This window comes from Actinacidiphila glaucinigra, from assembly GCF_035918135.1.
Taxonomy (GTDB): domain Bacteria; phylum Actinomycetota; class Actinomycetes; order Streptomycetales; family Streptomycetaceae; genus Actinacidiphila; species Actinacidiphila glaucinigra.
The window spans coordinates 6,943,972-6,970,195 of sequence record NZ_CP109144.1 but is presented as its reverse complement, the minus strand read 5'-3'; the positions used below and the strand labels follow the sequence as shown (position 1 = coordinate 6,970,195).

Sequence of the window (26,224 nt, the reverse complement as noted above, 5' to 3'; positions counted from 1 at the left end):
TCCCCGCCGGACGGGGAGGGCCGGACGGCGCGGCTCCGGCACCAGGGAGGGGAAGTGCCGGGTGCCGCGCCGTCCGGGGCCGGGGTCCGGTCAGCCGACCGGGGCGAGCCGGTCCGTGAGACCGGGGTGGGCGTCGAGCCAGTCGCGCACGCCGTCCTGCTCGTGGCCCTGGCCGGCCTTGTGCACGGCGCCTTCCAGCCCGGTCAGTTCCTTCTCGCTCAGCTCGAAGTCCTGGAGCCACTCGGCGACCTTGGGCTCGTCGCCGGCGAAGTCGCCCCGGGCGAGGGTGTGGATGCCGTCGCCCTTGCCCCAGGCGCCGAGCGGGTCCTTCAGCTTCTTCAGGCTGTGCTCGCTGTAGGCCCAGTGCGGGGACCACAGGGTCACGACGACGGGTTCCTTCGCCTTCATGGAGCGGTCGAGCTGGGCGAGCATGCTCGCGGTCGAGCCGGTGGTGACCTTGTACTCGCCCTCCAGCCCGTACTTCTCCAGCACCGTGTCGTTGAGCATCTTCATCATCCCGGCGCCGGGCTCGATGCCGATGATCCGGCCGCCGAACTGCTTGCCCTTGCCCTTGAGGTCGGCCAGCGAGTCGATGCCCTTGACGTAGGACGGCACCGTCAGTTCGAGCGAGGTGGGGCCGTACCAGGAGCCGTAGTCGTCCAGCTCGTTCTTGTACTTCTCCCAGTACGACCGGTGCGTGACGGGCAGCCAGGAGTCGGTCTCGAAGTCGACCCGTCCCGCGGACATGCCGGTGTACAGGGCGCCGACGTCGTACTGGGTGACCTTCGGCTCGTACCCGCGCCGCTCCAGCAGCTCCTTCCACAGGTAGGTGGAGGCGATGCCCTCGTCCCAGGGGATGTAGCCGATGTCGACCTGGCGGCCCTTGCCGACGTCGTCTGCCTCGGGGACGGCGGTCCTCTCGTCCCCGCCGCCGAGGACCCCCATCCCGCCGGCGGTCAGCGCGAGGGCGACGATGCCGACGACGGCGACGGAGGTCTGCGGGCGGTACTTCCACAGCCGCGGTCCGCGCGGGGAGGCGGCCGCGGCCATGGCGCGCCGGCCCAGCGGGGAGACCCGGGTGCCGAGGGCGCCGGTGACGCGGTCGAGGTACATGGCGAGGATGACCACGGACAGGCCCGCCTCGAAGCCGAGGCCGATGTCGACCTGGCTGATGGCGGTGAAGACGGAGGCGCCGAGACCGCCGCCGCCGACCATGCCGGAGATGACGACCATGGACAGCGCGAGCATGATCACCTGGTTGACGCCCGCCATGATCGTGGGGAGCGCGAGCGGCAGTTGCACCCGCAGCAGGGTGCTGCGCGGGGCGGTGCCGAAGGCCTCCGCGGCCTCGACGAGCTCCTCGTCGACCTGCCGGATGCCGAGTTCGGTCATGCGCACGCCCGGCGGCAGCGAGAAGACGATGGTGGCGATGATGCCGGGCACCTGGCCGACGCCGAAGAAGAAGATGCCGGGGATCAGGTAGACGAAGGCGGGCATCGTCTGCATGAAGTCCAGCACCGGGCGCAGGGCGGCGGAGACGGTGCGGTTGCGCGCCGACCAGATGCCGAGCGGCACGGCGAGCACGATGGTGATCACGGTGGCGACGAGCACCAGGGACAGGGTGTCCATGGCCTCGTCCCACTGCTGCACGGAGACGACGACGGCCAGGCCCGCGAAGGCGAGCACGCCGGCGGTCAGGCCGCGCAGCCACAGCGCGAGGATCGCGAGGATCCCGGCGAGCAGGAGGGGTGCGGGGGCCTGCAGCACGGCGTCCAGGCCGTCGTACATGCCGGAGACGACGGCGCTGATGACGTCGAAGAGCGGGCCGAAGTGGTCGCGCAGATAGGTGACGGCGCTGTCGGTCCAGTCGCCGAGGGGCAGCCTAGGCACGCGCCGCCTCCTTCCGCGGCTGCGCCGGCACACCGGGCGCGGCGGCGGGCGGGGCCGCGTGGGCCGTGTCGCCGGTGCAGGGGGTCACCGGTCCGTCGTGGTCGCCGAGCGCCGCGAGCAGCCGCTCCTTGGCGATGACGCCGACCACGTCGCCGGCCTGGTCGCGGACGGCCACGGGGTGCGGGACGCGCGCGCTGACCGGCAGGACGTCGGCGAGCGGGGTGCGCGGGGCGACCGTCTCGCAGCGGCAGTCGCCCGCGTCGGGGCGCTGCGGCGGCTCCATCACGGTGCCGGCGGTCAGCACGCGGGAGCGGTCGACGTCGTGCACGAAGGAGCTGACGTAGTCGTCGGCGGGGCGCAGCAGGATGTCCTCGGGGGTGCCGATCTGGACGATGCGCCCGTCGCGCATCACGGCGACGCGGTCGCCCAGCCGCATGGCCTCGTTGAGGTCGTGGGTGATGAAGACGATGGTCTTCTTCAGGCTGCGCTGGAGCTCGAGCAGCTGGTCCTGCATGTCGCGGCGGATCAGCGGGTCCAGCGCGCTGAAGGACTCGTCCATGAGGAGCACGTCGGCGTCGGTGGCGAGCGCGCGGGCCAAGCCCACGCGCTGCTGCATGCCGCCGGAGAGCTCGTCGGGCCAGGAGTCGCCCCAGCCGGACAGGCCGGTGAGCTCCAGGGCCCGCGCGGCGCGCTTCTCGCGTTCCTTGCGGCCCACGCCCTGCACCTCCAGGCCGTACGCGGCGTTCTGGAGAACGCTGCGGTGCGGGAAGAGCGCGAAGTGCTGGAAGACCATGCTGATGCCGTGCGAGCGCACCCGGCGCAGTTCACGGGGGCTGAGCGCGGTGAGGTCGCGGCCGTCGAAGAGCACCCGTCCCGCGGTGGGGGGATTGAGCCCGTTGAGCGTGCGCAGCAGGGTGGACTTGCCCGATCCGGACAGGCCCATGACGACGAAGATCTCGCCCTCGCGGACGTCGAAGCTCGCGTCGATCACCGCGGCGGTCGTACCGCTCTCGCGCAACTCGTCGCGTCCGGCTCCGGCCTCCAGACGGCGCACGCCGTCCTCGGGATCGGCACCGAACACCTTGTACAGATGCTCTGCCTGCAGCCTGTACACATACACCTCACGTGTCGTAGGGAGGACGACCGGCTGCCCCCGCACGCTGGTCGCGGAGCGCTCCTGTCCCGCTCCGGGACGGCGGCTGCCCCGACTCAAGCGGAGCAAACCGTTCCGTGACGGAGGTCACGGTGTCGGCGGCGTGCGGCATCATCGGCGTGTGACTCGACGCCTGATGCTCCTGGACACCGCCAGCCTCTACTTCCGCGCGTACTTCGGCGTGCCCGACTCGGTGCGCGCGCCGGACGGCACGCCCGTCAACGCCGTGCGCGGGCTGCTGGACTTCATCGCCCGCCTGGTCGCCGACCACTCCCCCGACGACCTGGTGGCCTGCATGGACGCGGACTGGCGGCCGCAGTGGCGGGTGGATCTGATCCCCTCGTACAAGGCGCACCGCGTCGCCGAGGAGGTGCCCGGCGGCTCGGACGTCGAGGAGGTGCCGGACACCCTGTCGCCGCAGGTCCCGGTGATCGAGGCGGTGCTGGACGCGCTGGGCATCGCGCGGGTGGGCGTCGCCGGGTACGAGGCGGACGACGTGATCGGCACCCTGACGGGCCTGGCGCCGGGGCCGGTGGACATCGTCACGGGCGACCGCGACCTGTTCCAGCTGGTGGACGACGCCCGCGGGGTGCGGGTGCTGTACCCGGTCAAGGGCGTGGGCGCGCTCGACCTGGTGGACGAGGCCTGGCTGCGCGCCAGGTACGGCGTGGACGGCCCCGGCTACGTGGACCTGGCGCTGCTGCGCGGCGACCCGAGCGACGGCCTGCCGGGCGTGCCGGGGATCGGCGAGAAGACGGCGGCCAAGCTGCTGGACGCCTACGGCGACCTGGCCGGGATCATGGCCGCCGCCCACGACCCCGCCTCCAAGGTCACCCCCGCGCAGCGCAAGCGCCTGCAGGAGGCCCGGGAGTACGTGGCGGTCGCGCCGAAGGTGGTGCGGGTGGCCTCCGACGTGCCGCTGCCGGAGTTCACCCCGCATCTGCCGCGCGAGCCGCGCCGGCCCGAGGAGCTCGCCGCGCTGGCCGAGCGCTGGGGGCTGGGCGGCTCGCTGCAGCGGCTGCTCAGCGTGCTGGGGTCGGAACGGGCCGGGTGACGGCGAGCACGTCGCGGTCGGGCTGGAGGGTGAGGCCGACGGTCGGGCGGATCTCCTGATCGCCGGTGTCCAGGTGGAAGCGGCTGCCGAGGGTGGCCAGCACGATCACCGCCTCGACCATCGCGAAGCGGGCCCCGAGGCACGCCCGGGTTCCCCCGCCGAAGGGGAACCAGGTGTGGTCGGTGATCGCGTCGGGCGCCCCGTCCAGCCAGCGCTCCGGGCGGAACTCCTCCGGTTCCGGCCACCGGCGCGGGTCGCGGTGGGTGGCCCAGGGGCTGATCCAGACCTGGGTGCCGGCCGGGACGGGCTCCCCGCCCAGGGTGGCGCCCTCCTCGGCGACGGCCAGGTTGAGCCAGACCGTGGGCCGCAGGCGCAGGGTCTCCTTCACGACGGCCTCGGTCCAGCGCAGTCGGGCGTAGTCGTCGAAGCCCGGGGTGCGGCCGCCGAGCACCTGGTCCAGTTCCCCGGTGAGCGCCTCGCGTGCCTTCGGGTTGCGGGACAGCAGGTGCCAGGCCCAGGTGAGCGTGGTGGCGGTGGTCTCGTGGCCGGCGTTGTAGAGGGTGACGGTCTCGTCCCTGATCTCCTTGTCGGTGAGCGGGACGCCCGCTTCGTCGACGGCGGCCAGCAACCGGCTGAGCAGGTCGTCGCGTTCGCCGCCGGCCTCGCGGCGGGCGGCGACGATCCGGGCGACCTCGGCGTCGAGGGTGTCGACGGCGGCCTTGAAACGGAGTCGCCCCGGGGTGCGGAACCAGTCGGGCAGCATCGCGCCGAGGCCGCGGAACTCGGCGCCCATCTGCTGCTGGGCGACGTCCATGCAGCGCCCGATGACCTCTTCGCGGACGGCGGCGTCGGTGCCGAACACCGTGCGCACGGCGATGCGCTGGGTCAGCCCGGTCATCTCGCGGCGGATGTCGATCCGTTCGCCCCCGCTCCAGCGCTCGGCCACCTCCCGCGCGCAGTCGGCCATCGTCGCCGCGTACGCGCGCACCTGCTTGGGCCGCACCGAGGGCTGGACGAGGGACCGCTTGCGGCGCCAGTCGGCGCCCTTGGCCACCACGACCCCCTCGCCCATCAGGTAGCGGAAGGACCATCCGAGGTCGGGCAGGGAGAAGCTGGACTCGCGGGCCGACAGCAGTTCCCCGATGAGTGCGGGATCATTGAGGAAGCGCGCGGGGGTGCGGCCCATGGCCCAGGTGACCTGCCCGGCCCCGCACTCGCGGAGCGCGGTGAAGAAGGCGAGCGGGTCCTTGGCGAACTGCGGGAGGTTCCCCAGCAGCGGCACCCCGCGGGGTCCTGCGGTGATCGCGGTGGCGGTGTCGGAACCCATGTGCGCCGGCCTCCCGGGTAGCGTCTGATCGCGTCCGTCCCATCAAAATCGGCGAGCGGCGGATCGGAACCGGTGTTCGAAGATCTCGTGATCTTTCCGAGACCGGGCTGCACAGGACGGCACGGATGGGTTAGGCTTGCCTAACTTGATGCGAGGAGTGTGCTCATGGCAGACCGTCCGGTGCGCAGGAAGCCGCAGCTCAACCGCGCGCGGGTGCAGCACGTGGAACGGCTGAGCCCGCACATGATCCGCGTGGTACTCGGCGGTGAGGGCCTCACGGGGTTCCCCGTGGGCGAGTACAGCGACCACTACATCAAGCTGCTCTTCCCTGCCGAGGGCGTGCGCTACCCCGAGCCGTTCGACATCCAGCGGATCCGCGCCGAGTTCCCCCGCGACCAGTGGCCGCGCATCCGGACGTACACGGTGCGCCGCTGGAACGCGGAGGCACGCGAGCTGACGGTCGACTTCGTGTACCACGGCGACGAGGGCCTGGCCGGCCCGTGGGCCGCCCGCGTCCAGCCCGGCGAGGAGGTGCTCTTCCTCGGCCCCGGCGGCGCCTACGCGCCCGACTCCGCCGCCGACTGGCATCTGCTGGTGGGCGACGAGAGCGCGCTGCCGGCGATCGCCGCCTCGCTGGAGCGGCTGCCCGAGGGCGCTCCCGCCCGGGTGTTCGTCGAGGTCTCCGGCCCGGAGGAGGAGCAGAAGCTCTCCACGCCCGGTGACGCCGAGGTCGTCTGGGTGCACCGCGGCTCCGGCCGGGTCGGCGAGGAGCTGGTCCGTCTCGTGGCCGGGCTGCAGTTCCCGCCGGGTGACGTGCAGGCGTTCGTCCACGGCGAGGCGGGCTTCGTCAAGCGGCTGCGCCACCTGCTGCGGGTCGAACTCGGCGTGCCGCGGGAGCGGTTGTCGATCTCGGGCTACTGGCGCACCGGTCACGACGAGGACGGCTGGCAGGCCTCCAAGCCGGACTGGAACCGCCGGATCGAGGAGGAGCAGGAGACCCCGCCGCAGGCCCTCGCCTCCTGACATCGCGTACGCACGAGGCGTGCCCCCGCCGTGGGGTCACGCCTCGTCGTCGTTCCGGCCCGGCCTCGGACGGACTTCCGGTAGAAGCCATCAGCTGACGCTGCGTCATTTTTCAGGTCCGGGTGAGGGCGGCGCTCGTCGGGCACCTCCGGCGGGCGCGGGATCGGTCGCGGCCCCGGCCGCGGGGGAACCGGCGTCGGGGTCGGCGAACCGGCGGCCCGCTTACCTCAGGTACACGTCGTCCAGCGACGGACGGACGGGCGACGGTGACGGAGGCGACGGCGGCGCCCTCGCTCCCCAGGACGGCCGGCACGTGCGGCACGGCCGCGGCGCCGTCGTCGGCGCGGCGGGGCCTGAGCCGGCGGCCGTCCAGCCGCGCCCCGCGGACCCCTGCGAACTCCCCGAGCGCCGTCTCCGGCAGGTGCGCGCCGCCCGGCCGGCTCGCGCAGCTCCATGTGCACCGCGTCGCCGCGCAGTTCGCCCTTGAGCCCGTCCGGGGAGCCCTCGGCGACGACCCGGCCGCGGTCGACGACGGCGATGCGCTCGGCGAGCCCGTCGGCCTCCTGCGGACAGTGGGTGGTGAGCAGGATGGTCAGGCCGTCGTCGCCCGCGAGGCGGGTGATCTCCTCCCGCATCGCGGTGCGCGCCTCGGGGTCGAGGCCGGTGGTCGGCTCGTCGAGGAAGAGCACCTCGGGGCGGTGGACCAGGCCGAGCGCGACGTCCAGGCGCCGCTGCATGCCGTCGGAACGGCCGGCGCTGCCACACTGACCCCTATGGCCGCAGCCGCACCCCCGCCCGAACCGTCCCCCCTCCCCGGCCTGGCGCCCGACGAGCAGCCGGCCGAGGAGCGCCCCCGCGTGCTCTGCGCCGACTGCCACCGGCCCCTGACCGCGCACGACGCCCGGCTGTGGGGCCGGGGCCGCGGCTGCCGGCGCAAACACGGGCTCGACGCGGCACCGCGGATCGGACGCTTCGACGTCGAACAGGACCGGCTGCCGGGGATCTGAACCCCCCACGGTTCAGCGCGTGAAGCCCACGCACGGGAACCGGATCATCGCCGCCGCCGTCGGTCTCGCCCCGGCGCGACAGGGCCCCTCCCCAACGTGGGCGTCAGCGCGGGAGGACCGACGGCCCCCTGGCGCCGGGGGTCCCGCCGACCCGGGCGGCCGGGGCCGTACCGGTCGCCCCGGCCGCGAGCCAGGCGGCGAAGGCCGGGACGAACACGCCCTCGACGGCGACCGACAGGGGGCCGTACGGGACCTCCCAGCCCTCCTCGCGACGGCCGGGCAGGCCGACCGTCCGGGCCAGCGCGAAGCCGGCGATCCTGGCGGCACTGACCGCCGCCCCGGCCGCCCAGGCGGTGAAGCACCGCGTTGGCGAGGGCGCAGATCGCCCCGACCCCGTCAGCACGGTCCGATGCGTGCGGGACATGATGACTCCAAGGGGCGGTGCACGGTCCCGGTGTACGCCGCCGGGCGCCCGGATGTTCACCGATGCCCCGTTTCTTGGTGAATTCATTGAGGTCTCATGGCAGGGGCGGGTTTGTGACACAGCGTGGGGAACGCGCCGCGGGCGCGATCGTCGGATCGGCCGTCGGCGACGCGCTCGGCGCGCCCTTCGAGTTCGGCCCGGAGGGCGCGTTCTCCGCGCGCTTCCCGGAACCGGGCGCGGGTGGCGAGATGTGCGGGGGCGGCGGCTGGGATCCCGGGGAGGCCACCGACGACACGCAGATGGCGGTGCTCGTCGCCGACTCCCTTCTGGAACGGGGCACGCTGGACCTGCCCGACGTCTTCGCGCGCTTCGTGCGCTGGGCGGCCGCCGATCCCAAGGACATCGGTCTGCAGACCGAGGCGGTGCTCACCTCCGGCGACCCCTGGGACCTGGCCGCGGCACTGCACTTCCAGACGCATCACCGCGCCGCGGGCAACGGCGCCCTGATGCGGGCCGCGCCCGCCGCCGTCCACTTCGCCGGACACGGACGCCCGGCCTCGCTCGACGCCGCACGCAGGATCGCCGCTCTCACCCACGGCGACCGCGCCGCCTGGGAGGGCAGCGCGATCCTCCACGACCTCGTACGGGTCGCCCTCGACGGCGGCGACCCCGTCGCGCCGGCGGTCGTGTCCGACGCCCTGGCGCAGGTGCCCGAGCCCTTCCACGAGCGCTGGGCCGCCGTCCTCGCGCCCGACTGGCACCCGGGCCTGGCCACGGAGTTCAACGGCGCGGTCTGGCCCTGCCTCGGCTCCGCGGTCTGGGCCGTGCGGACCACCGGAGGCTTCGAGGCCGCGCTGCGCACCGCGGTCGACCTGGGCGGCGACACGGACACCGTCGCCGCCGTCACGGGCACCCTCGCCGGCGCGGCGTACGGCCTCGCCGCCGTACCGGTCCGCTGGACGGCCGCACTGCACGTGCCGATGCCCGGCACCCCGGGTCGCGTGCTGCGCCTGGCGGACCTGGCCGCCCTGGCCGCCCGGCTCACCGGGGACTGACCCCGGGGCCCCGTCACACCGCCGGCAGCGCCTCGGCTGCGCGGCGCAGGCCGGCCAGGTCGCCGTCCGGGCAGCCGGCGACGCGCAGCGCCGCGTCGGCGGTCGCGGCGGCGAAGGCGGCCGCGTCGGGGATCGGGCTGTCGCGCCGGATGAGGATGACGCCCTCGATGAGGCCGAAGACGAGGTCGGCGCGGACCGCGAGACCGGCGGCGGGCAGCGCGGCGCCCGGGGCCGTCGCGGCCAGCAGGGCGGCGTACGCGGCCTTCAGTTCGTCCCGGACGGCACGGAAGCCGCCGAAGCGCCCGGCGCGGACCTCGGGGAGCAGATAGAGCACGCCGAGGTTGTGCGCGCCGCCGCACAGCAGGGCGACGTCCGCCCGGCACAGCGCCCACAGCCGGGCCTCCGCGGGGGCGTCCGTGCGGGCGACGAGCGAGTGCGCGAGGTCGAGGGACGGGCGGACGGTGCCCTCCAGGAGCGCGGCGAGGAGGTCTTCCTTGCCGCCGAAGTAGTGGTACATCGAGGCCTGCCGCATCCCGGCGCGCTCGGCGACGGCGCGGGTCGTGGTGGCCGCGTACCCCTGCGTGGTGAAGAGTTCGGCCGCGGCGGTCAGCAGCTCCTCGCGGGCCGTCAGGCCGCTGTCCGGCCGCGCCTGCGCACGCGGGCGCCCGACACGCCGTCCCGTGGTGGTCACGCCCCGATCCTCGCACAACCGCCCCGGCGCGGTCGGCGACCGGGCGCGCCGCGCGAAGGCGGCGCGCCGCGGTCGTCAGCCCACCGAGGAGTACGCGACGACGCCGCGCAGCAGTCCGTCGACGGCCTTGCGGGCGTTGCGGCGCACCGGGCTGCCCTCGGGGGCGGCACCGGCGATCTGGCCGAGGACGTCGATGAGCTGCTTCGTCCAGCGCACGAAGTCGCCGGCCGGCATGTCGACGTCGCGCAGCACCGCGTCCAGGCCGTGCCCGGAGGCCCAGCGGTGGGCGGCCCAGGCGAAGCCGAGGTCGGGTTCGCGCTGACCGACGCCTTCGGCCTGGTTGATGCGGTGCTCCTCCTCCAGGGCGTCGAGGCGGCCCCAGATGCGGACCATCTCGCCGAGCGCCTGCTGGGCGCCGCCCGACGGCAGCCGCGGCGCCATGGCGTCGTCCGCGGAGCGGGACTCGTAGACCAGCGCCGAGGCGCAGGCGGCGAGGTCCGCGGGACCGAGGTCGTCCCACACGCCGTCGCGGAGGCACTCGCTGGCCAGGAGGTCGAGCTCGCCGTAGAGCCGGGCCAGCCGGCGGCCGTCCGCGGTGACCTTGTCGGCCTCGAGATAGCCGAGGTCGGTGAGCAGGGCGCAGATGCGGTCGAAGGTGCGGGCGATGGTGTTGGTGCGGCCTTCGATGCGGCGCTCGAGCTGCTTGGTGTCGCGCTGCAGCCGCTGGTAGCGCTCGGCCCAGCGGGCGTGGTCCTCGCGCTCGTCGCAGCCGTGGCAGGGGTGCGAGCGGATCTCGGTGCGCAGCCGGGCGATCTCGGTGTCGTCCGCGGCGGCCGAGCGCTGGCGGCGCTGCCGCTGCGGCGCGATGCCGGCCGTACCGGCCTTGGAGCGCATGGCGGAGGCCAGGTCGCGCCGGGACTGGGGACTGCGCGGGTTGAAGGACTTGGGGATGCGCATCCGGTCCAGCGCCTCGACCGGCACCGGGAAGTCGATCTGTGCGAGCCGCTTGACCTGCCGCTCCGCCGTGAGCACCAGCGGGCGGGGGCCGTCGTGGTGGAACTGGTCGTGCCGGTTGTGGTGACCGGGGCTGCGGCCGGCGGGCACGCCCGGGTCGAGGACCAGGGCCAGGCCGGCGAACTTGCCGGCCGGGACGTGGATGATGTCGCCCGGGCGGAGCTTCTCCAGCGCTTCGGCGGCGGCCGCCCGGCGCTGGTTGGCGCCCTGCCGGGACAGGTCGGCCTCGCGGTCCTTCAGCTGCCTGCGCAGCGACATGTACTCGTCGAAGTCACCGAGGTGGCAGGTCATGGAGGCGCGGTAGCCGTCCAGGCCCTCCTCGTTGCGCTGCACCTGGCGGGAGATGCCGACCACCGAGCGGTCGGCCTGGAACTGCGCGAACGAGGTCTCCAGCAGCTCCCGCGAGCGGTGCCGCCCGAACTGGCCGACGAGGTTGACGGCCATGTTGTACGAGGGCTTGAAGGAGGACCGCAGCGGATAGGTGCGCGTGCCGGCCAGCCCCGCCAGGTGGACGGGGTCGAAGCCGCGCTGCCACAGCACGACCGCGTGGCCCTCCACGTCGATGCCGCGCCGTCCGGCACGGCCGGTGAGCTGCGTGTACTCACCGGGGGTGACGTCGGCGTGGGTCTCGCCGTTCCACTTGACGAGCTTCTCCAGCACCACGGAGCGGGCGGGCATGTTGATGCCCAGCGCCAGCGTCTCCGTGGCGAAGACGGCCTTGACCAGGCCCTTCACGAAGAGCTCCTCGACGACCTCCTTGAAGGTCGGCAGCATGCCGGCGTGGTGCGCGGCGATGCCCCGCTCCAGACCCTCCAGCCACTCGAAGTAGCCGAGGACGTTCAGGTCCTCGTCGGGGATGGACTTGGTGCGCTCCTCGACGATGGCGCGGACCTTGGCCCGGTTCTCCTCGTTGTTGAGCCGCAGGCCCGCGTAGAGGCACTGCTGAACCGCCGACTCGCAGCCGGCGCGGCTGAAGATGAACGTGATCGCGGGCAGCAGCCCTTCCGCGTCCAGCCGCTCGATGACCTCGACGCGGCTGGGCGTCCAGATCCGGCGCTGCTGGCGGCGCTCCCGCTCGCGGTCGGCCTCGCGCACCTTTCCGCCGCGCCGGTCGCGGCCGTTGAAGGAGCGCTGGTTCTCCATCCGGGCCAGCCGCACCAGGTCGGGGTTGACGGCGCGCTGCGCGCCCGGGCCGGCGCCCCGCCTCTCCTCGAACAGGTCGTACATCCGGCGGCTCGCCAGGACGTGCTGCCACAGCGGCACCGGGCGGTGCTCGGAGACGATGACCTGGGTGTCGCCGCGGACGGTGTCGAGCCAGTCGCCGAACTCCTCGGCGTTGGAGACGGTCGCGGAGAGCGAGACCAGGGTCACGGACTGCGGGAGGTGGATGATGACCTCCTCCCAGACCGCGCCGCGGAAGCGGTCGGAGAGGTAGTGCACCTCGTCCATGACCACGTAGCCGAGGCCGTCGAGGGCCTGGGAGCCCGCGTACAGCATGTTGCGGAGCACCTCGGTGGTCATGACCACGATCGGCGCGTCCCCGTTGACGCTGTTGTCGCCGGTCAGCAGACCGACCCGCTCGGCGCCGTAGCGCTTGACGAGGTCGGTGAACTTCTGGTTCGACAGCGCCTTGATGGGGGTGGTGTAGAAGCACTTGCGGCCCTCGCCGAGGGCCAGGTGGACGGCGAACTCGCCCACGATGGTCTTGCCGGAGCCGGTGGGTGCCGCCACCAGCACGCCCTTGCCGGCCTCGAGGGCCTGACAGGCCTCGATCTGGAAGGGGTCCAGCCCGAAGTCGTACAGCTCGCGGAAGCCCGCGAGTGCGGTGGCCTGCTCAGCGGCGCGCAGCCGGGACGCGGCGTAACGCTCGGCGGGAGACATCTCGTCGTTCATCTTGAAAACGAGACTACCGGGCCGCACTGACAGTCGACATGATCTTTTTGCCGAAGCAAAACCCACGGCGCGGGAACCGGGCGTGTCGCGGGGACCCGCACCCGCGACACGCCCCGCACCCGCGCCCTGCGGGCGGCTCAGATCATGACGGCGATGTACTCCTCCACCAACGGGACCTTGAAGGCGTCCTTCACCCCGGCCAGGCCGCCGGGCACGCCCTGCTCGGGCTTGACGATGTAGCTCTGGGTGGCGCTGGGCTGCCACGGGTCGGAGAAGTCGAGGGCCGGGCCCAGCCCGGGGTCGTACTCCTTCTGCCGGCGGTGCGCCTCGATGATGCCCGTCCTGCTGAGGTCCTTGGCCCCGCAGGCCGACTTCAGGTCCTGGACGGCCACGGCCATCGTGTTGTGCCCGGTCACCAGGCCCTGGTCCAGCGAGGCCCCCGGGTAGCGGCGCCGGTAGTCCGCGACGAGCTTCCCGGCCTCGGGGGCGTCGCTGCTCAGCGCCGGGGTGGGGGCGACGAGCTCCAGCATCTTCAGCAGCGCGGGCGCCGCGGGGGTCTTCAACAGCCGCGGGTCAAAGCCGACGGCGCTGCCGAGGAACGGCACGTCGAGACCGATCGCGGCGGCGGCGCCGACCGCCGAGGCGGTCTGCGGGGGGCTGGTGCTGATCAGGACGGCCTTCACACCGGACTCGCCGAGTTCCCGCACCTCCTTCGACAGGTCCTGGCGGGTGTCGCCGACCTTCTTCTCGACGAGGGTCATGCCGCGCTTGTCGGCGACGAACCGGGCCCCGCGCCGCGCGTTGTTGCCGTAGTCGCCGTCGAGGTAGAGGTAGCCGATCCGGTCGCCGGGCCCGAGGCCCCGGGTTTCGGCGAGGTACTCGAAGCCGTTGACCATGTCGACGTCGTACGTGGAGTTGATCGTCGTCAGGGTGTGCTGGCCGAGCAGGTTCGAGGAGTAGCCCAGCGACGTCGTCATCACGTCGTCGTTCGTGATGTTGTCGAGCAGGACGTTGATGATCGACGAGCCGAGCAGACCCGGCATCGCGGCGATCCTCGGTTCCATCTCGTTGTACTGGACGACGGCCTTCTCGACGTCGTAGCCGTGGTCGCGGACGAGCAGCTTCAGCTTGCGGCCGCACACACCGCCCTTGGCGTTGACCTGGTCGACGTACAGCTTCTCGGCCTGCAGCACGGAGCGGCCCAGGGGGCCGTACGGGCCGGACAGGTCGGTGAGGACGCCCAGGGTGATGGTGGAGTCGGTGACGCCGGGCCCGGTCGTCACACCGTTCGCGTCGACCGGGCCGTCGTCCGCGGTGGTACCGGTGTCCCCGCCGCAGGCCGTGAGGACGCAGGTGAGGGCGGCGGCGAGGACGACGGTGGACCTGAGGCGCTGTTTCCGGGTCACGGTGTGCTTGCTCCTGGAGGGGTGGGACCGCGGGCGGCCGCCGCGGGCGCGGAGGCCGCCACCGCCGCGGGGCCGGTGGTGCGGAGCTCCATGGGAAGAGACCGCGGCCGGTTCGGCGAGGGGCGGGGGCGTTTCTGGTCGCGGTTCCCAACGGCGGCGGGGCCCGGCTGTGCAGCGGCACCGTCCGCGCTGTCCCGTACGACCGCGTGTTCGGTGATGTGTGGGTTCTGTCCGGATGTCGGTCACGTTTGCGTCACCCGTCTTCCGGGCCGGGCTACCAGCCGGTAGGAATGCCGGAGCGGGCAACCGCCCACCCCGCGCCCGGAGAGCCGAGAGGAAGGTCGGATGGCCAGCCCCGCGCCGACGCGTCCGATGCTCACCGCGGGCGTCACGGGCGCCTCGGGACGGGAGCACCACGACGTGCTGAGAGCCGCCGCGCTGCAGGTGCGCGGACAGGTGGCACCGGTGGCGGCGCACATCGTCGAGCGGATCCGGGACCGGCACCCGGCCTACCGGGAGCCCGCGCTGGCCCCGTCCGGTTTGCCGGAGGAGACCGAGGGGTCGGTCGCCGCCGTCCTCGACTCGCTCGCCGATCCGGGGCGTTCCGCGGTGTCCGCCGAGTACCTGTCGTGGGTGGGGGAACGCCGGGCCTGGCAGGGCTTCCCGCTGGAGCCGATGATGGGCGCCTGCCGTACGGCCGGTGACGCGCTGTGGCTCGCGCTGGTCCGGGCCGGGGAGGGCCAGGGGCCCGAGGGGACGCAGCTGATCGCCCGCGCGGCCGCGGAGGTCTGGGACCTGTTCGAGCGGGACAGCCGGCTGATGGCCGACGCCTACCTGCGCGCCCGCGGCGAGGTGACCTTCCACCGGCAGCGCGGCCGCAGGGCGCTGGAAGGGCTGCTCGCCGGGCGGGTGGACGCCACCGGCCTCGCCGAGGCCGCGGACGCTCTGGGCCTGCCCGAGCACGGCCGCTTCGCGGTCGCGGTCGTCCGCGGCGCCGCCGGGACCTCCGTGCCCGTACGGCGACGGAGCGCGGTGGCCGCCCGGGTGCGGGTGCACCGGGCGTTCCCGCTCGGCGGCGAGGTGCTCCTCGCCGACCTGGGCGTGGGCGACCTGACGCTCGGCGACTTCGCGGCCGCGCTTCAGGTGCCCGCCGGGACGCGGGCCGGGCTGAGCCCGGAGGTGGACCGGCTGGGCGCGGTCGGCCACGCCAGGGAACTCGCCGAACTCGCGCTGCGCACCTGCACCCGGGACGGCGAGGTGGCCGTCCTCGACCGCCGCTACCCGGCCGGGCTGCTCGCCCGCCGCCCGGACGTCGCGAGCGAGGTCGCCGCCGCGGTGCTGGGCGGGCTGCGGGAGGTGGCGGCCGCAGAGGCCGGCGCGCTCCTGGAGACCCTGGAGGCGTGGCTGGACGCCGACGGCTCCGTCGAGAGGGCCTCGGCCGCCCTGTTCTGCCACGCCAACACCGTGCGCCGGCGGCTGCGGCGGCTGGACGAGCTCACCGGCCGCTCCGTGGCCCGGCCGCGCGACGTGGTGCACCTGGCGCTCGCCCTGGACGCCGAGCGGATCTCCGCGGCGCACGGCCTCCGGGGGCCCCGGTGACGGCGCGTCCGCAGACGCAGGACGAGGCGGCCAGGGAGCTGCTGCGGACGGCGGCGCTGCGCATGAAGGAACGCGTCGGCGAGCTCTCGGAGCAGGTCATGGCGCGGCTGCACACCGAGGTCCCCGGCTTTGTGGACCACGTCGACGACCCCGACTGCTCCCTCGACGGCTTCGCGACGATGATCACCATGCATCTGGACCGGCTCGTCGACCCGGAGCGCGACGCGGACGCGGCCCGGTACCTGCGCGAGGCCGGTCGGCGCCAGGCCGCGCAGGGCATGCCGCCGGAACTGCTGACGCACGTCTTCGCCGTGGGCGGCGCGGTCGTGTGGCAGGGGCTCGTCGACACCGTCGCCGCGCACCACCCCGGCGGCATCCCGCTCATGGTGCACATCGCCCCCCGGATGTGGGGGTTCCGCGAGCGCACGACCGCGATCCTGGCCGACGCCTACCGGGAGACCCTGGGCGACGGCACGGCCGGCGGCGGCAGAAGGGCCGCCCGCGTGCTGGAGGCGCTGCTCGACGGGCGTACCGACAGCCTCGGCGTACGCGCCGCCGCCCAGGCGCTGGGCGTGCCGGGCGACGGCCGTTTCGTCGTGGCGGTGACCAGCGTGCGGGCCTCGGCCTCCGGCACGCCCGGCGACGACGCCTTCCCGGTGGGCGCCGGCAGCCGGGTGCTGCGGGTGCCCCGCGGCGCGGGCGAGGTCCTGGTCGTCCTGCTCGGCGACCGCTCGCCCGGGGCGCTCGCCGCGCTCCTGGGCGCGGTCCCCGGACTGCGTGCGGGGGTCAGCCCGGTCGTACACGGCCTGGCCGGACTGCACCGGGCCCTGACGCTCGCCGAACTCGCCCTGCCCACGTGCGCCTTCGACGGCGAGGTGGCGCTGTGGGAGGACCGGATGCCGACGGTCGTGGCCGCCGCGGACCGGCGGCTCGCCGGCGAGCTGGCCGAGCGCGTCCTCGGCCCGCTGCGGGAACTGCCCGACGAGGAACGGGAGTCCCTGCTGGTCACCTTCGCCACATGGATGGAGTGCGACGGCTCCCCCCGCGCCGCGGCCGAACGCATGGACTGCCACCGCAACACGGTCCTCAACCGCCTGCGCCGCCTCGAACTCCTCACCGGGCGCCGCCTCGCCCACCCCCGCGAACTCGTCGACCTCGCCCTCGCCGTCGACGTCCTGCGCTCCGCCCCCGCCGCCTGAACCGGCCCGCCGTCCCCTCGGCCGGAGCTACGGCGCCGCCAGCAGTCGCAGCGCCCGCGGGACGGTCCGCGCGGTCAGCGGCAGGGGGCCGAGGGGCTCTCCGTCGGCGTAGCCGGTGATGCCGTCGGCGGCGAGCGTGATGGCGGCGGCGCGGTGCACGGTCACCACGGGGTGGCCGAGGTGGGTGCCGCGGTAGACCCGGGGGAAGACACGCAGCAGTGTGCCGCGGCTGCACGGGCCCACCACGCAGATGTCGAAGCGCCCGTCGTCGAGTTCGGCGCCGGCACAGATCCGCATGCCGCCGCCGTACGAGGTGCCGTTGCCGACGGCGACGAGGGTGGCCTCGATCTCCTGCTCGGCGCCGTCGTCGAGGGTGATGCGGTACGGGATGGGGCGCAGTGCGGCCAGTTCGGCCAGCATCGCGATGTCGTAGCGGAGCCGCCCGCTGGGCCGCCGCATCCGGTTGCCGCGGTCGTTGACCCGGGAGTCGAAGCCGGAGGCGAGGACCGTGCCGAACCACCGTTCGCCCGCGCGGCCGAGGTCGATCTCGCGGACCGACTCCTCCTTCAGGGCCCGGGCGATCGCCTCCCCGGCGGCCGCGGGCTCGCGTATCGGAAGCCCGGTCGCCCGCGCGAAGTCGTTGCCCGTGCCGACGGCGACGACGCCGAGCGGCGTGCCGGTTCCCGCCACGGCCTGGAGGGCGAGCGACACCATGCCGTCGCCGCCGACCGCGACCAGGGCCCCGGTGCCGTCCGCCACGGCCTCGCGGGCCCGCGCGAGGGCGTCCGCCGCGTCGGTGCCGACGACGGTGCGCACGCCGAAGCCCGCACGGCGCAGTGCGTCGGCGGCCGGTCCCACGGCGCCGGCGCCCCGTCCGCGGCCCGCGGTGGGGTTGGAGACGATGGTGATCTCGCTGGTCACGCGCGGACCCTACCCTGCGGTAGCCGAGCCGTCGAGGTGACCGGCGCCCCCTTCTTGCGCAGGGGCGACCACGGCCGGCGCCCGCCCGCGCGCCCCATGACGAGGGGCCCCGCCCGGATGTCCGGGCGGGGCCCCTTCGGGGTTCCGCGGCGTCAGGTCGCGTCGTCGAAGTCGCCGGAACGGCGTCCGTCCTCGACGGGTCCGGGCTGCTCGGGAACGGAGGCCGAGACACGCTCACCGGGGCCGACCGCCTCCGGGGTGAGGTCCAGCTCGGAGGCCTCGTCGTCGGAGAGATCGGCGTCGGGGTTGCGCCAGCGCCGGCGCCGGTCGTTGAACAGCGAGAAGGCGACCGCGCAGAAGTAGAGGACGACGATCGGACCGGACAGGGCGATCATGCTGACCGGGTCGGTGGTCGGCGTCGCGACGGCGCCGAAGACGAAGACGCCCATGACCACACCGCGCCACCAGCCCGCCATGCGGCGGCCGCTGACCATGCCGACCAGATTGAGCATGACCAGGAGCAGCGGGAGTTCGAAGGCGATGCCGAAGACCAGCACCATGCGGATGGTGAAGTCCAGCACACCGTCCAGCTTCAGCAGGTTGGACGAGCCCTCGGGCGTGAAGCTGATCAGCACCTTGATGCTGACCGGCATGATCTTGTAGGCGAGGAGGGCGCCGCCCAGGAAGAGCGGGAGCGCCGCGCCCACGAACATGTAGGTGTACTTGCGCTCGTGCCGGTGCAGGCCGGGGGCGATGAAGGCCCACAGCTGGTACAGCCACACCGGGCTGGCGCCGATGACGCCTGCCATGAAGCAGACCTGCATCGTGAGGGCGAACGGCGCCGTCAGGGAGTCGAACGTGACGATGGCGCAGTTGCCGCCGCTGCTGACGACCCCGGGGCCGCACTTGGGTACCGGGGAGGCCAGGAACTCCAGGAGCTGCTGACTGTAGAAGGCGGCGACGATCGCCACCACAACGATCGCGAGCACACTCTTGGCGAGCCGGTTGCGCAGCTCACGCAGGTGCTCCACGAGCGGCATGCGCCCGTCGGGGTCCTTCGACGGCTTTTCGCGGGCAGACTTGAGCAACCCAGGTCCTCATCTCACGCGGTGGCCGGCGTCCCCGCCGGCGGCCCGTACCTGTGCCGTCGTGTCAGCTCTGCGTCTGGCGGGGCTGCTGGGTGTCGGAGACCGGGCGGGCGCTGTTGACGTCACCGGGCGCGGCCTGGATGGTCCTCGGCGCGGCCTGGGCGTCGGCGGGCGCGTCGGCCGGGGCTGCAGCCGGGGCGGCCGAGTCGTCCGACTTCATCGCCTTCGCCTCGCTCTTCAGGATGCGCATCGACTTCCCAAGGCCGCGGGCCATGTCCGGGAGACGCTTGGCCCCGAACAGCAGCAGAACGACGACAAGGATGAGGATGATCTCAGGGGCGCCGAGCCTGCCGAACATAAGCTTTACCTTCTCACCGAGGCGGCATGGGTTCTTGAGCAGCGGGCTCCGGGTCCGTGGACACGGTGTCCGCTCTGCCAGCGATCGTAACGTGCGGGGGTAAACGCCTGGCAATCCCCCGGCGTCCTTGCCGTTGCCGCCCCCGCCGCGCTCATCCGGGGCAACCTCAGCAGCGTACCTTCCTGGACGAGGAAGGACGAGAGTGCTCCGTACAGCGCTTTCCCGGTGTTTCCGGGCGCCTCCGGCGGCACCGCTGCGGCGGCGGGGCCGTCGTCAGCGGGACAGTTCGCCGGCGCCGCGCGCCAGCGGCTCCGCGGCGCGCCGCAGGTCCTCGGAGGCCTGCAGCAGCCGGTCGCTGCTGCGCCCCACCTGCCGGGCGAGGCCGCGCACCTCGGCGTACACACGAAGAGCGAGGACACCGAGCACGAGCAGGCCGGCGGTCGCGAGGCCGACGTACAGGTAGAGCCACCACATGGCAGCCGAGCGTAGCGGCTCAGCCGGTGTGCAGCCGCATCGTGCGGACACCGCCGTCGGTGAGGAGCTCCACGATGCGGTCGCCCGCCGGCTTGCGGACGGAGGAGCCGCAGTCGGGGCAGGTGAAGGAGTAGAAGGTGGTGCGGTGGCTGCCGCCGATGGCCAGCCGCAGGGCGTCGGCCGACAACTCGAAGCTGGTGCGGCACTCCGGGCACGAGGCCCGGAAGATCACCTCGGGCGGGGTCGCGGCGGGGTCGCCGAGGCGGCTGACGGTACCGAGGGTGTCGAGCGTGTCGAGGTCGTCCATGCCGGCGCTTCCCTCACTCGCCGTAGGCCGCGAGGGCGCGGGCCGCGGCGTCGCGGGCACTGCCGGCGAGGTCGGCCGGGGACACGATGCGCCCGTCGCGGCCGAGCCGCAGCGCGAGACGGCGCAGCGATCCCGGGTCGGGGGTGCGCAGGGTGATCCGGAGCCCGCCGTCGGGAAGCTCCTCGGCGAGGTCGTGCGGGTAGTACTCGGCGACCCACCGGCCACCGGGGCCGACCTCGATCACGACCTCCGGGTCGTCGCCGGCCGGCTGCACCAGCCCCTGCGACAGGTCGCGCGGCTCGATGCGCGGCGGGTCGCTGGGCGTGTCCAGCAGCCGGATCTCGGCGACCCGGTCGAGCCGGAAGGTGCGCCGGTCCTCCGACAGGTAGCACCAGCCCTCGAAGTAGGTGTGGCCGACCGCGAACAGGCGGATCGGGTCGACCTCGCGCTCGGTGAGTTCGTCCCGGGACGGCGAGTAGTAGCGGATCCACAGGCGCCGGCGCTCGGCGATGGCGCGGTCGACGTCGGCGAAGACACTGCCCTCGGACTCGAAGGTGACCGACAGCCGGGAGGACGCGCCGGCGGCCTCACCCGCCGCGCCCTCGATCTTGGCGGTGGCCCGCAGCAGCGCCTGCCGGTCGCTCTCGCGCAGTCCGGGCAGGTTGGCGACGGCGCGGGCGGCGACCAGCAGCGCGGCGGCCTCGTCGGCGGCCAGCCGCAGCGGCTGCGCGACGTCGTCCACGTTGTGCCACCAGATCCGCTCGCCGTCGGTGTCGATGTCGAGCAGGTCGCCGCCCCGGAAACTCGTGCCGCACAGCGGCAGCACGTTCAGGTCGCCGATCAGCTCGGCCTCGGTGACCCCGAACGCCCGGGCCACATCGCTCACGCGGGCGCCGGGGCGCTCACGCAGGTAGGTGACCAGGGACAGCATCCGGCGCGTCTGGTCGATCGCGTTGGCCATCTCTCCGTACTCCCCCGCTCAGCCCTTGGCGACGGCGCGCAGCCGGTCCACGACATCGGCCCGCAACTCGTCGGGCCCCAGTACGACCACGTCCGGGCCGAACTCCACCAGCCAGGCGTCCAGTCCGTGCCCGTACGGGATCTCCAGCTCGTCCCAGTCGGCGTCGACCGGGAGTGTCTCCACCGCGCGGGCCCGCAGCGGGTACCCGGAGTCGCGGCGCAGCCGGATCCTGGCGGTCGCGGTCGCGCCCTCGCCGGCCCAGCTGGCGACGGCGGCGCGGACGTCGACGTGGTCGGGCACCTCGGTGGTGAAGGCGCCGCCGCGGGTGCGGACCCGGCCGGTGATCCGGGAGAGCCGGAAGACACGCACGGCCGTCCGGTCGCGGTCCCAGCCGGCCAGGTACCAGTGGCCGCGCCAGCACTCCAGCGCCCAGGGCTCGACCTGGCGGGGCTCGGGGCGCACGGCGTTGGCCTTGCGGTAGTCGAAGGCGACCGGGCGGCGCTCCCGGGTGGCGACCATCAGCGGCTCGAACGCCGGCTCGGGGGTGGGGATGCGGGGTTCCAGGGCACTGTGCCCGGACGGCTCCCGTACGCCCTCGTCGCCGTCACCCTCGTCGTGGAAGGGGACGCCCGCGGCCCGCAGCTTCTGCAGGGCGCCGCTGGCCGCCTCGGCGAAGCGCGCCTGCTGCCAGACCTTGGCAGCCAGGCTCAGCGCGGCGGCCTCCTCGGCGTCGAGGGCGATCTCGGGGAGGCGGTTGCGGTCGCGGCGGGCGAGGTAGCCGATCTCGCCGTCGAGGCTCTCCACCGTCTCGATGACCATGCCGAGCTCACGCAGGTCGTCCTTGTCCCGCTCGAACATGCGGTTGAACGCCTCGTCGGAGCCGATCTCGTGGTACGCCTCGATGGACGCCCGCAGCTCCCGCTTGCTGACCGGGCGCCGGGTGTTCATCAGGCACAGCGCCAGGTTCATCAGCCGCTCGGCCTTGGCAATCGCCACTCGACGCAACCTTCTTCCTTCTTCAGCTCTCCGTCGAGACCCTATCGCGACCGGGCCGCGCGCCTGAAGCGAAGGCCGGTTCCGGTGACCGCCCCCGCCGGTTCGGCTGCGTCCCCCCGCACGACGGAGCCCCCGCCGGGCCGGCGATGCCGGTCGGCGGGGGCTCCGGGGCGTGGTCCTGCCGGACGTGCCGGTCAGACGGACAGCAGGTCCACCACGAAGATCAGCGTCTCGCCCGCCTTGATCAGCGGGCTCGGGCTCTGGTTGCCGTAGGCGAGGTGCGCGGGGATGGTCAGCTCACGGCGGCCGCCGACCTTCATCCCCTGCACGCCCTGGTCCCAGCCCTTGATGACCCGGCCGCCGCCCAGCGGGAAGGTGAAGGGCGAGTTGCGGTTCCAGCTGGCGTCGAACTCCTCGCCGGTGCCGAAGGCGACACCGACGTAGTGGACGGTGACGTTCTGCCCCGCCTTCGCCTCGGCGCCCTCGCCTTCCCAGATGTCCCTGATCACCAGTTCGGCCGGCGGCTCACCGCCGGGGAAGTCGATCTCGGGCTTCTCGATGCTCACGTACGTGCTCCTAAAGAGGTGCGGACAACCTGCCTAGTCTTACATCACCGCGAGGATGTCGAGGCTGAACACCAGCGTGGACTTGGCCGGGATGCCCGGCTGCGCCTTGTCGCCGTAGCCGAGCTCCGGCGGCACCACGAGCATCACGCGGCTGCCGACCTTCTTGCCCGCCAGGCCCTCCTGCCAGCCCTTGATCAGCTGCTGCAGCGGGAACTGGGCCAACTGGCCGTTCTTGTAGCTGGAGTCGAACTCCTTGCCGCCGTCCCACACCACACCCTTGTACTGCAGCAGCAGGGTGTCGGTGGGCTTGACCGGGCGGCCGTCGCCCTCCAGCACGTAGTTGGCGACCAGCTTGGTCGGCGCGGCGGTCTTGGGCACCTCGATGGAGGGCGCCTTGCCGTCGGTGTTGGTGCCGACCTTGGGCAGCTTGGCGTCGTTCTGCGCGACGGCCTTGCCCTTGGCGGAGCTCTTGCCGCTGAAGGTGTCCACCACGTCGACGACGAACACCAGCGTGTCGGTGCCCTTGATGCCGGCGTCCGGCTGGCCCTGCTCGCCGTAGCCCAGGTTCGGGGGGATCGCCAGCTCGACCCGGTCGCCGACCTTCTTGCCCACCAGGGCCTTGTCCCAGCCCGGGATGACCCGGCCGACGCCGATCGGGAAGATGGCCGGCGCGCCCCGGTCCCAGGAGTTGTCGAAGACCTTCGCCGTGTCCCAGACCTGGCCGAGGTAGTTCGCCTGGAGGTAGTCGCCCTCGGCGACGGTGGTGCCGCTGCCCTGGATCACCGTCTTGACGGCCAGATCCTTGCTCGGCGCGCCCGAACCCTTGGCGACCGTCGGCTTCTCGCCGAACTTCGTGCCCGCGGTGATGTCCGGCAGCGGACCGTCCACGATCTTCACCGGCGCGGACGAGGACGCGGAACCCGATGGGCTGGCGCTGGCCGCCGGCTTGCCGGACTTGTCGTCACCGCAGCCTGCGAGGGTGAGCAGTCCGGCAGGGACGGCGAGGAGAAGAGAGCGTCGGCGCACGGGGATCCCCATCAGGTCGATCTTGCGTTGTCTGGCGTGCGCGCCACTCTACGGCGTGGGCGGGGCCCCGTACGAACACGTACGGGGCCCCGCGTCGTCCACGCCACCGCCGCTACATACCGGCGATGAGCTTCTCCACCCGGTCGTCCACCGACCGGAAGGGGTCCTTGCACAGCACGGTGCGCTGCGCCTGGTCGTTGAGCTTCAGGTGCACCCAGTCGACGGTGAAGTCGCGCCGCTGCTCCTGCGCGCGGCGGATGAAATCGCCGCGCAGCCGTGCCCGCGTCGTCTGCGGCGGCACGGACTTGGCCTCGAAGATCTTCAGGTCGTTGCAGATCCGCTTGGCCTGGCCCCGCTTCTCCAGCAGGTAGTACAACCCGCGACGGCGGTGGATGTCGTGGTACGCGAGGTCTATCTGCGCGATGCGCGGGTGCGACATCGTGATGTTGTCGCGCGCCCGGTACCGCTCGATCAGGCGGTACTTCATCACCCAGTCGATCTCGGTGCCGATCTTGTCCAGGTCACCGCTGGAGATGGACTCCAGGGTCCGGCCCCACAGTTCGAGGACCTGCTCGATGACACCGCTGCGGATGCCGCGCCGGTCGCAGAAGTCCACCGCCTTGGAGTAGTACTCCTCCTGGATCTCCAGGGCCGAGGCCTCCCGGCCGGAGGCGAGGCGGACCTTGCGCTGGCCCGTTATGTCGTGCGACACCTCGCGGATCGCCCGGATCGGGTTCTCCAGCGTCAGGTCCCGCATCACGGTGCCCGCCTCGATCATGCGCAGCACCAGGTCGGTCGCTCCGACCTTCAGCAGCATGGTCGTCTCGGACATGTTGGAGTCGCCCACGATGACGTGCAGCCGCCGGTAGCGCTCGGCGTCCGCGTGCGGCTCGTCCCGGGTGTTGATGATGGGCCGGGAACGGGTGGTGGCGGAGCTGACGCCCTCCCAGATGTGCTCCGCGCGCTGGCTGACGCAGTAGACCGCGCCACGCGGGGTCTGCAGCACCTTGCCCGCACCGCACAGCAACTGCCGGGTCACCAGGAAGGGGATCAGGATGTCCGCGAGCCGGGAGAACTCGCCGTGCCGGGCGACGAGGTAGTTCTCGTGGCACCCGTAGGAGTTCCCCGCGGAGTCGGTGTTGTTCTTGAAGAGGTAGACGTCACCCGCGATGCCCTCCTCGTGCAGACGCCGTTCGGCGTCCACCAGAAGGCCCTCGAGGATGCGCTCCCCCGCCTTGTCGTGGGTGACGAGTTCCGTCACGTCGTCGCACTCGGGAGTGGCGTACTCCGGGTGCGAACCCACGTCGAGGTAGAGACGGGCGCCATTGCGAAGGAAGACGTTGCTGCTGCGACCCCATGACACGACACGGCGGAAGAGGTACCGCGCCACCTCGTCCGGGGACAGACGCCGCTGTCCCCTGAACGTGCACGTGACGCCGTACTCGTTCTCCAGCCCGAAAATGCGGCGGTCCATGATGAGACCTTACGCCTGATGCGTGGACCTCAAACCGGGTTCGACCGCGGCGATTCGATCTTTTTCCGTCCCGGTTGCCGGCTGCGGGGGCATGAGGTAACGCCCACTGGCCAGGAGAACGGCCAGCGCCACCACCCCGCCGGCCCCCGCCACACCGAAGGCCGCCGCCGCCCCGCCGTACTGCGCGGCCGGCCCCGCGACCGCCGTGCCGAGCGCCGCACCCACCCCGAACGTGGTGACGATCCATGAGAACGCCTCCGTCACCGTGCCCACCGGGGCATGCCGGTCGACCACCACGAACGCGCAGGCCAGCGAGGGCGCCAGGAACAAGCCCGCCAGCACCGCCAGACCGGACATCAGCGGGACGCCCGGCACCAGCGCCAGCGGCAGATACCCCACGGCCAGCCCCGCCATCAGCAGCCGCAGCCGCCGCTCGGGGACCCCCGCCCACTGGCGCGCCCCGTAGAAGACCCCGCCCGCCAGCGCCCCGGCGCCGATCCCCGACAGCACATAGCTGGAGACCATCCCGCCCCCGTACCCGTCGGCGTACGCCACCGCCGCCACCGCGATCGAGCCCAGCGCCAGCCCCACGAAGAAGAACGAACCGACCAGCGCCCGCAGACCCGGCGCGCGCAGCGGCCCCAGCCAGTCCGGCGTGCGCGGCTGCGTCCGCCACGCCCGCGACGGCGGCGAGGTGACCACACTCAGCGCCCCCGCCACACCGACCGCCGCGATCCACAGCAGCGCCGCCGTCTCCGAGAACGCCGCCACGAGCAGCGTCACCAGCAGCGGCCCGACCGCGAACATGACCTCCTGAGCGGCCGCGTCCAGCGCGTAGGCGGCATGGATCCGGTCCTCCCGCCTCAGCACGCCCGGCCACAGCGCCCGCAGCCCGCCCTCCAGGGGCGGGGTGAAGAAACCCGCCACGAGCATCGCGGCGTACGCCAGGGGCAGCGGACGGGGCCCGCAGAGCGCGAAGACGGCCATGCCCACGGCGGAGGCCACCGCCGCCGGGAACATCACCCGCGGCTGCCCCAGACGGTCCACCGCCCGGCCCAGCAGCGGCTGCCCCACGGCGTTGGCCAGGCCGTAGACGGCCGACAGCGCCCCCGCGAGGGCGAAGTCGCCGCCCTGCGCCCGCGTGAGCAGCACGATGCCCAGGGCCGCCGTCGCGTTCGGCAGCCGGCCGACCAGCGTGCCGGTGAGCAGCCGCGCTGCGTGCCGGGCCCGCAACAGGTCCGCGTAACCGGTCCCCATGCCCGCCCCTTCGGAAGTTGTACGTATAACGTCGTGGGTCATACGTACCATGAGCCCAGTC

The 26,224-nt window shown here is 73.3% G+C and carries 24 protein-coding genes and 1 pseudogene; 6 read left to right on the top strand and 19 right to left on the bottom strand.

The genetic code is table 11. The annotated features are described in order from the left end of the window. Positions 1-90: 90 nt before the first annotated feature. Together OIE69_RS31420 and OIE69_RS31415 are read right to left on the bottom strand one after the other, a co-directional pair. A complete protein-coding gene (locus OIE69_RS31420; protein WP_326577527.1) occupies positions 91-1,890 on the bottom strand; it encodes an ABC transporter permease/substrate binding protein in 1,800 nt (599 codons plus the stop codon). Next, positions 1,883-3,004 (bottom strand): quaternary amine ABC transporter ATP-binding protein, encoded by a 1,122-nt coding sequence (locus tag OIE69_RS31415; RefSeq protein WP_326581471.1) that lies wholly within the window; start codon positions 3,002-3,004, stop codon positions 1,883-1,885. The genes OIE69_RS31420 and OIE69_RS31415 overlap by 8 nt, the downstream gene beginning before the upstream one ends. Positions 3,005-3,179: 175 nt before the next feature. Here OIE69_RS31415 and OIE69_RS31410 point away from each other — a divergent pair, with 175 nt between their 5' ends. Then, positions 3,180-4,097 carry a 5'-3' exonuclease gene (locus OIE69_RS31410; RefSeq protein WP_326581470.1) on the top strand — a complete coding sequence of 306 codons (918 nt, stop codon included), beginning with the start codon at positions 3,180-3,182 and terminating at the stop codon, positions 4,095-4,097. Here the strand turns inward: OIE69_RS31410 and OIE69_RS31405 are convergent. Beyond that, entirely contained in the window at positions 4,066-5,424 is a 1,359-nt protein-coding gene (locus tag OIE69_RS31405) for a cytochrome P450 (RefSeq protein WP_326577525.1), read from the bottom strand. The genes OIE69_RS31410 and OIE69_RS31405 overlap by 32 nt on opposite strands. Positions 5,425-5,589: 165 nt before the next feature. On the opposite strand from OIE69_RS31405, the gene OIE69_RS31400 reads away from it, so the two are divergent. Continuing rightward, complete coding sequence (locus OIE69_RS31400) at positions 5,590-6,447, top strand: siderophore-interacting protein (protein ID WP_326577523.1); 858 nt, start codon at positions 5,590-5,592, stop codon at positions 6,445-6,447. A gap of 105 nt (positions 6,448-6,552) precedes the next feature. Here the strand turns inward: OIE69_RS31400 and OIE69_RS31395 are convergent. Beyond that, a pseudogene (locus OIE69_RS31395) lies at positions 6,553-7,199 on the bottom strand (AAA family ATPase); the annotation flags it as partial. Positions 7,200-7,220: 21 nt separating this feature from the next. Between OIE69_RS31395 and OIE69_RS31390 the strand changes: the two are divergent. Next, on the top strand, positions 7,221-7,454 hold the full coding sequence (locus OIE69_RS31390) for a DUF6011 domain-containing protein (RefSeq protein ID WP_326577521.1): 234 nt from the start codon (positions 7,221-7,223) through the stop codon (positions 7,452-7,454). A 103-nt stretch (positions 7,455-7,557) separates the two neighbouring features. On the opposite strand, the gene OIE69_RS31385 is transcribed toward OIE69_RS31390, so the two are convergent. Continuing rightward, positions 7,558-7,878: a hypothetical protein gene (locus OIE69_RS31385; protein WP_326577519.1), complete on the bottom strand. Its 321-nt coding sequence runs from the start codon at positions 7,876-7,878 to the stop codon at positions 7,558-7,560. Positions 7,879-7,991: 113 nt separating this feature from the next. Between OIE69_RS31385 and OIE69_RS31380 the strand changes: the two genes are divergently transcribed. Beyond that, on the top strand, positions 7,992-8,933 hold the full coding sequence (locus OIE69_RS31380; protein ID WP_326577517.1) for an ADP-ribosylglycohydrolase family protein: 942 nt from the start codon (positions 7,992-7,994) through the stop codon (positions 8,931-8,933). A 13-nt stretch (positions 8,934-8,946) separates the two neighbouring features. On the opposite strand, the gene OIE69_RS31375 is transcribed toward OIE69_RS31380, so the two are convergent. The 3 genes from OIE69_RS31375 to OIE69_RS31365 all read right to left on the bottom strand — a co-directional run bounded on the left by OIE69_RS31375 (position 8,947) and on the right by OIE69_RS31365 (position 13,937). Beyond that, a complete protein-coding gene (locus tag OIE69_RS31375) occupies positions 8,947-9,624 on the bottom strand; it encodes a TetR/AcrR family transcriptional regulator (protein ID WP_326577515.1) in 678 nt (225 codons plus the stop codon). A 75-nt stretch (positions 9,625-9,699) separates the two neighbouring features. After that, positions 9,700-12,531, bottom strand: coding sequence for a DEAD/DEAH box helicase (locus OIE69_RS31370; protein ID WP_326577513.1), 2,832 nt, complete (start codon positions 12,529-12,531; stop codon positions 9,700-9,702). A 137-nt stretch (positions 12,532-12,668) separates the two neighbouring features. Beyond that, the gene (locus OIE69_RS31365) at positions 12,669-13,937 is read right to left on the bottom strand and encodes an ABC transporter substrate-binding protein (RefSeq protein WP_326577511.1); all 1,269 of its coding nucleotides are present in this window, start codon (positions 13,935-13,937) and stop codon (positions 12,669-12,671) included. Positions 13,938-14,282: 345 nt separating this feature from the next. On the opposite strand from OIE69_RS31365, the gene OIE69_RS31360 reads away from it, so the two are divergent. Both OIE69_RS31360 and OIE69_RS31355 read left to right on the top strand, forming a co-directional pair. After that, a complete protein-coding gene (locus OIE69_RS31360) occupies positions 14,283-15,536 on the top strand; it encodes a PucR family transcriptional regulator (protein WP_326577509.1) in 1,254 nt (417 codons plus the stop codon). Further along, on the top strand, positions 15,533-16,735 hold the full coding sequence (locus OIE69_RS31355; protein ID WP_326577507.1) for a PucR family transcriptional regulator: 1,203 nt from the start codon (positions 15,533-15,535) through the stop codon (positions 16,733-16,735). Before OIE69_RS31360 ends, OIE69_RS31355 begins: the two co-directional genes overlap by 4 nt. A gap of 27 nt (positions 16,736-16,762) precedes the next feature. Here OIE69_RS31355 and OIE69_RS31350 read toward each other — a convergent pair whose 3' ends face one another. The 11 genes from OIE69_RS31350 to OIE69_RS31300 all read right to left on the bottom strand — a co-directional run bounded on the left by OIE69_RS31350 (position 16,763) and on the right by OIE69_RS31300 (position 26,163). Beyond that, the gene (locus OIE69_RS31350; protein WP_326577505.1) at positions 16,763-17,656 is read right to left on the bottom strand and encodes a diacylglycerol kinase; all 894 of its coding nucleotides are present in this window, start codon (positions 17,654-17,656) and stop codon (positions 16,763-16,765) included. 152 nt (positions 17,657-17,808) lie between these two features. Then, a complete protein-coding gene (gene tatC, locus OIE69_RS31345; RefSeq protein WP_326581469.1) occupies positions 17,809-18,696 on the bottom strand; it encodes a twin-arginine translocase subunit TatC in 888 nt (295 codons plus the stop codon). A 112-nt stretch (positions 18,697-18,808) separates the two neighbouring features. Beyond that, positions 18,809-19,102, bottom strand: a complete 294-nt coding sequence (gene tatA, locus OIE69_RS31340) for a Sec-independent protein translocase subunit TatA (RefSeq protein WP_089229034.1) — start codon at positions 19,100-19,102, stop codon at positions 18,809-18,811. A 273-nt stretch (positions 19,103-19,375) separates the two neighbouring features. Then, positions 19,376-19,576, bottom strand: a complete 201-nt coding sequence (locus tag OIE69_RS31335; RefSeq protein ID WP_089229035.1) for a hypothetical protein — start codon at positions 19,574-19,576, stop codon at positions 19,376-19,378. A 19-nt stretch (positions 19,577-19,595) separates the two neighbouring features. After that, the gene (locus OIE69_RS31330; RefSeq protein ID WP_326577502.1) at positions 19,596-19,883 is read right to left on the bottom strand and encodes a CpXC domain-containing protein; all 288 of its coding nucleotides are present in this window, start codon (positions 19,881-19,883) and stop codon (positions 19,596-19,598) included. Positions 19,884-19,896: 13 nt separating this feature from the next. Then, a complete protein-coding gene (locus tag OIE69_RS31325) occupies positions 19,897-20,844 on the bottom strand; it encodes a helix-turn-helix transcriptional regulator (RefSeq protein WP_326577500.1) in 948 nt (315 codons plus the stop codon). A gap of 18 nt (positions 20,845-20,862) precedes the next feature. Next, positions 20,863-21,840 carry a helix-turn-helix transcriptional regulator gene (locus OIE69_RS31320; RefSeq protein WP_326577498.1) on the bottom strand — a complete coding sequence of 326 codons (978 nt, stop codon included), beginning with the start codon at positions 21,838-21,840 and terminating at the stop codon, positions 20,863-20,865. A gap of 194 nt (positions 21,841-22,034) precedes the next feature. After that, the gene (locus tag OIE69_RS31315; protein WP_326577496.1) at positions 22,035-22,406 is read right to left on the bottom strand and encodes an FKBP-type peptidyl-prolyl cis-trans isomerase; all 372 of its coding nucleotides are present in this window, start codon (positions 22,404-22,406) and stop codon (positions 22,035-22,037) included. Between the two features lie 39 nt (positions 22,407-22,445). Next, entirely contained in the window at positions 22,446-23,432 is a 987-nt protein-coding gene (locus tag OIE69_RS31310) for an FKBP-type peptidyl-prolyl cis-trans isomerase (RefSeq protein WP_326581468.1), read from the bottom strand. Positions 23,433-23,544: 112 nt separating this feature from the next. Further along, positions 23,545-24,906: a Pup--protein ligase gene (gene pafA / locus OIE69_RS31305; protein WP_018564343.1), complete on the bottom strand. Its 1,362-nt coding sequence runs from the start codon at positions 24,904-24,906 to the stop codon at positions 23,545-23,547. Positions 24,907-24,915: 9 nt separating this feature from the next. Further along, the gene (locus OIE69_RS31300) at positions 24,916-26,163 is read right to left on the bottom strand and encodes an MFS transporter (RefSeq protein ID WP_326577492.1); all 1,248 of its coding nucleotides are present in this window, start codon (positions 26,161-26,163) and stop codon (positions 24,916-24,918) included. Positions 26,164-26,224 lie beyond the last annotated feature (61 nt).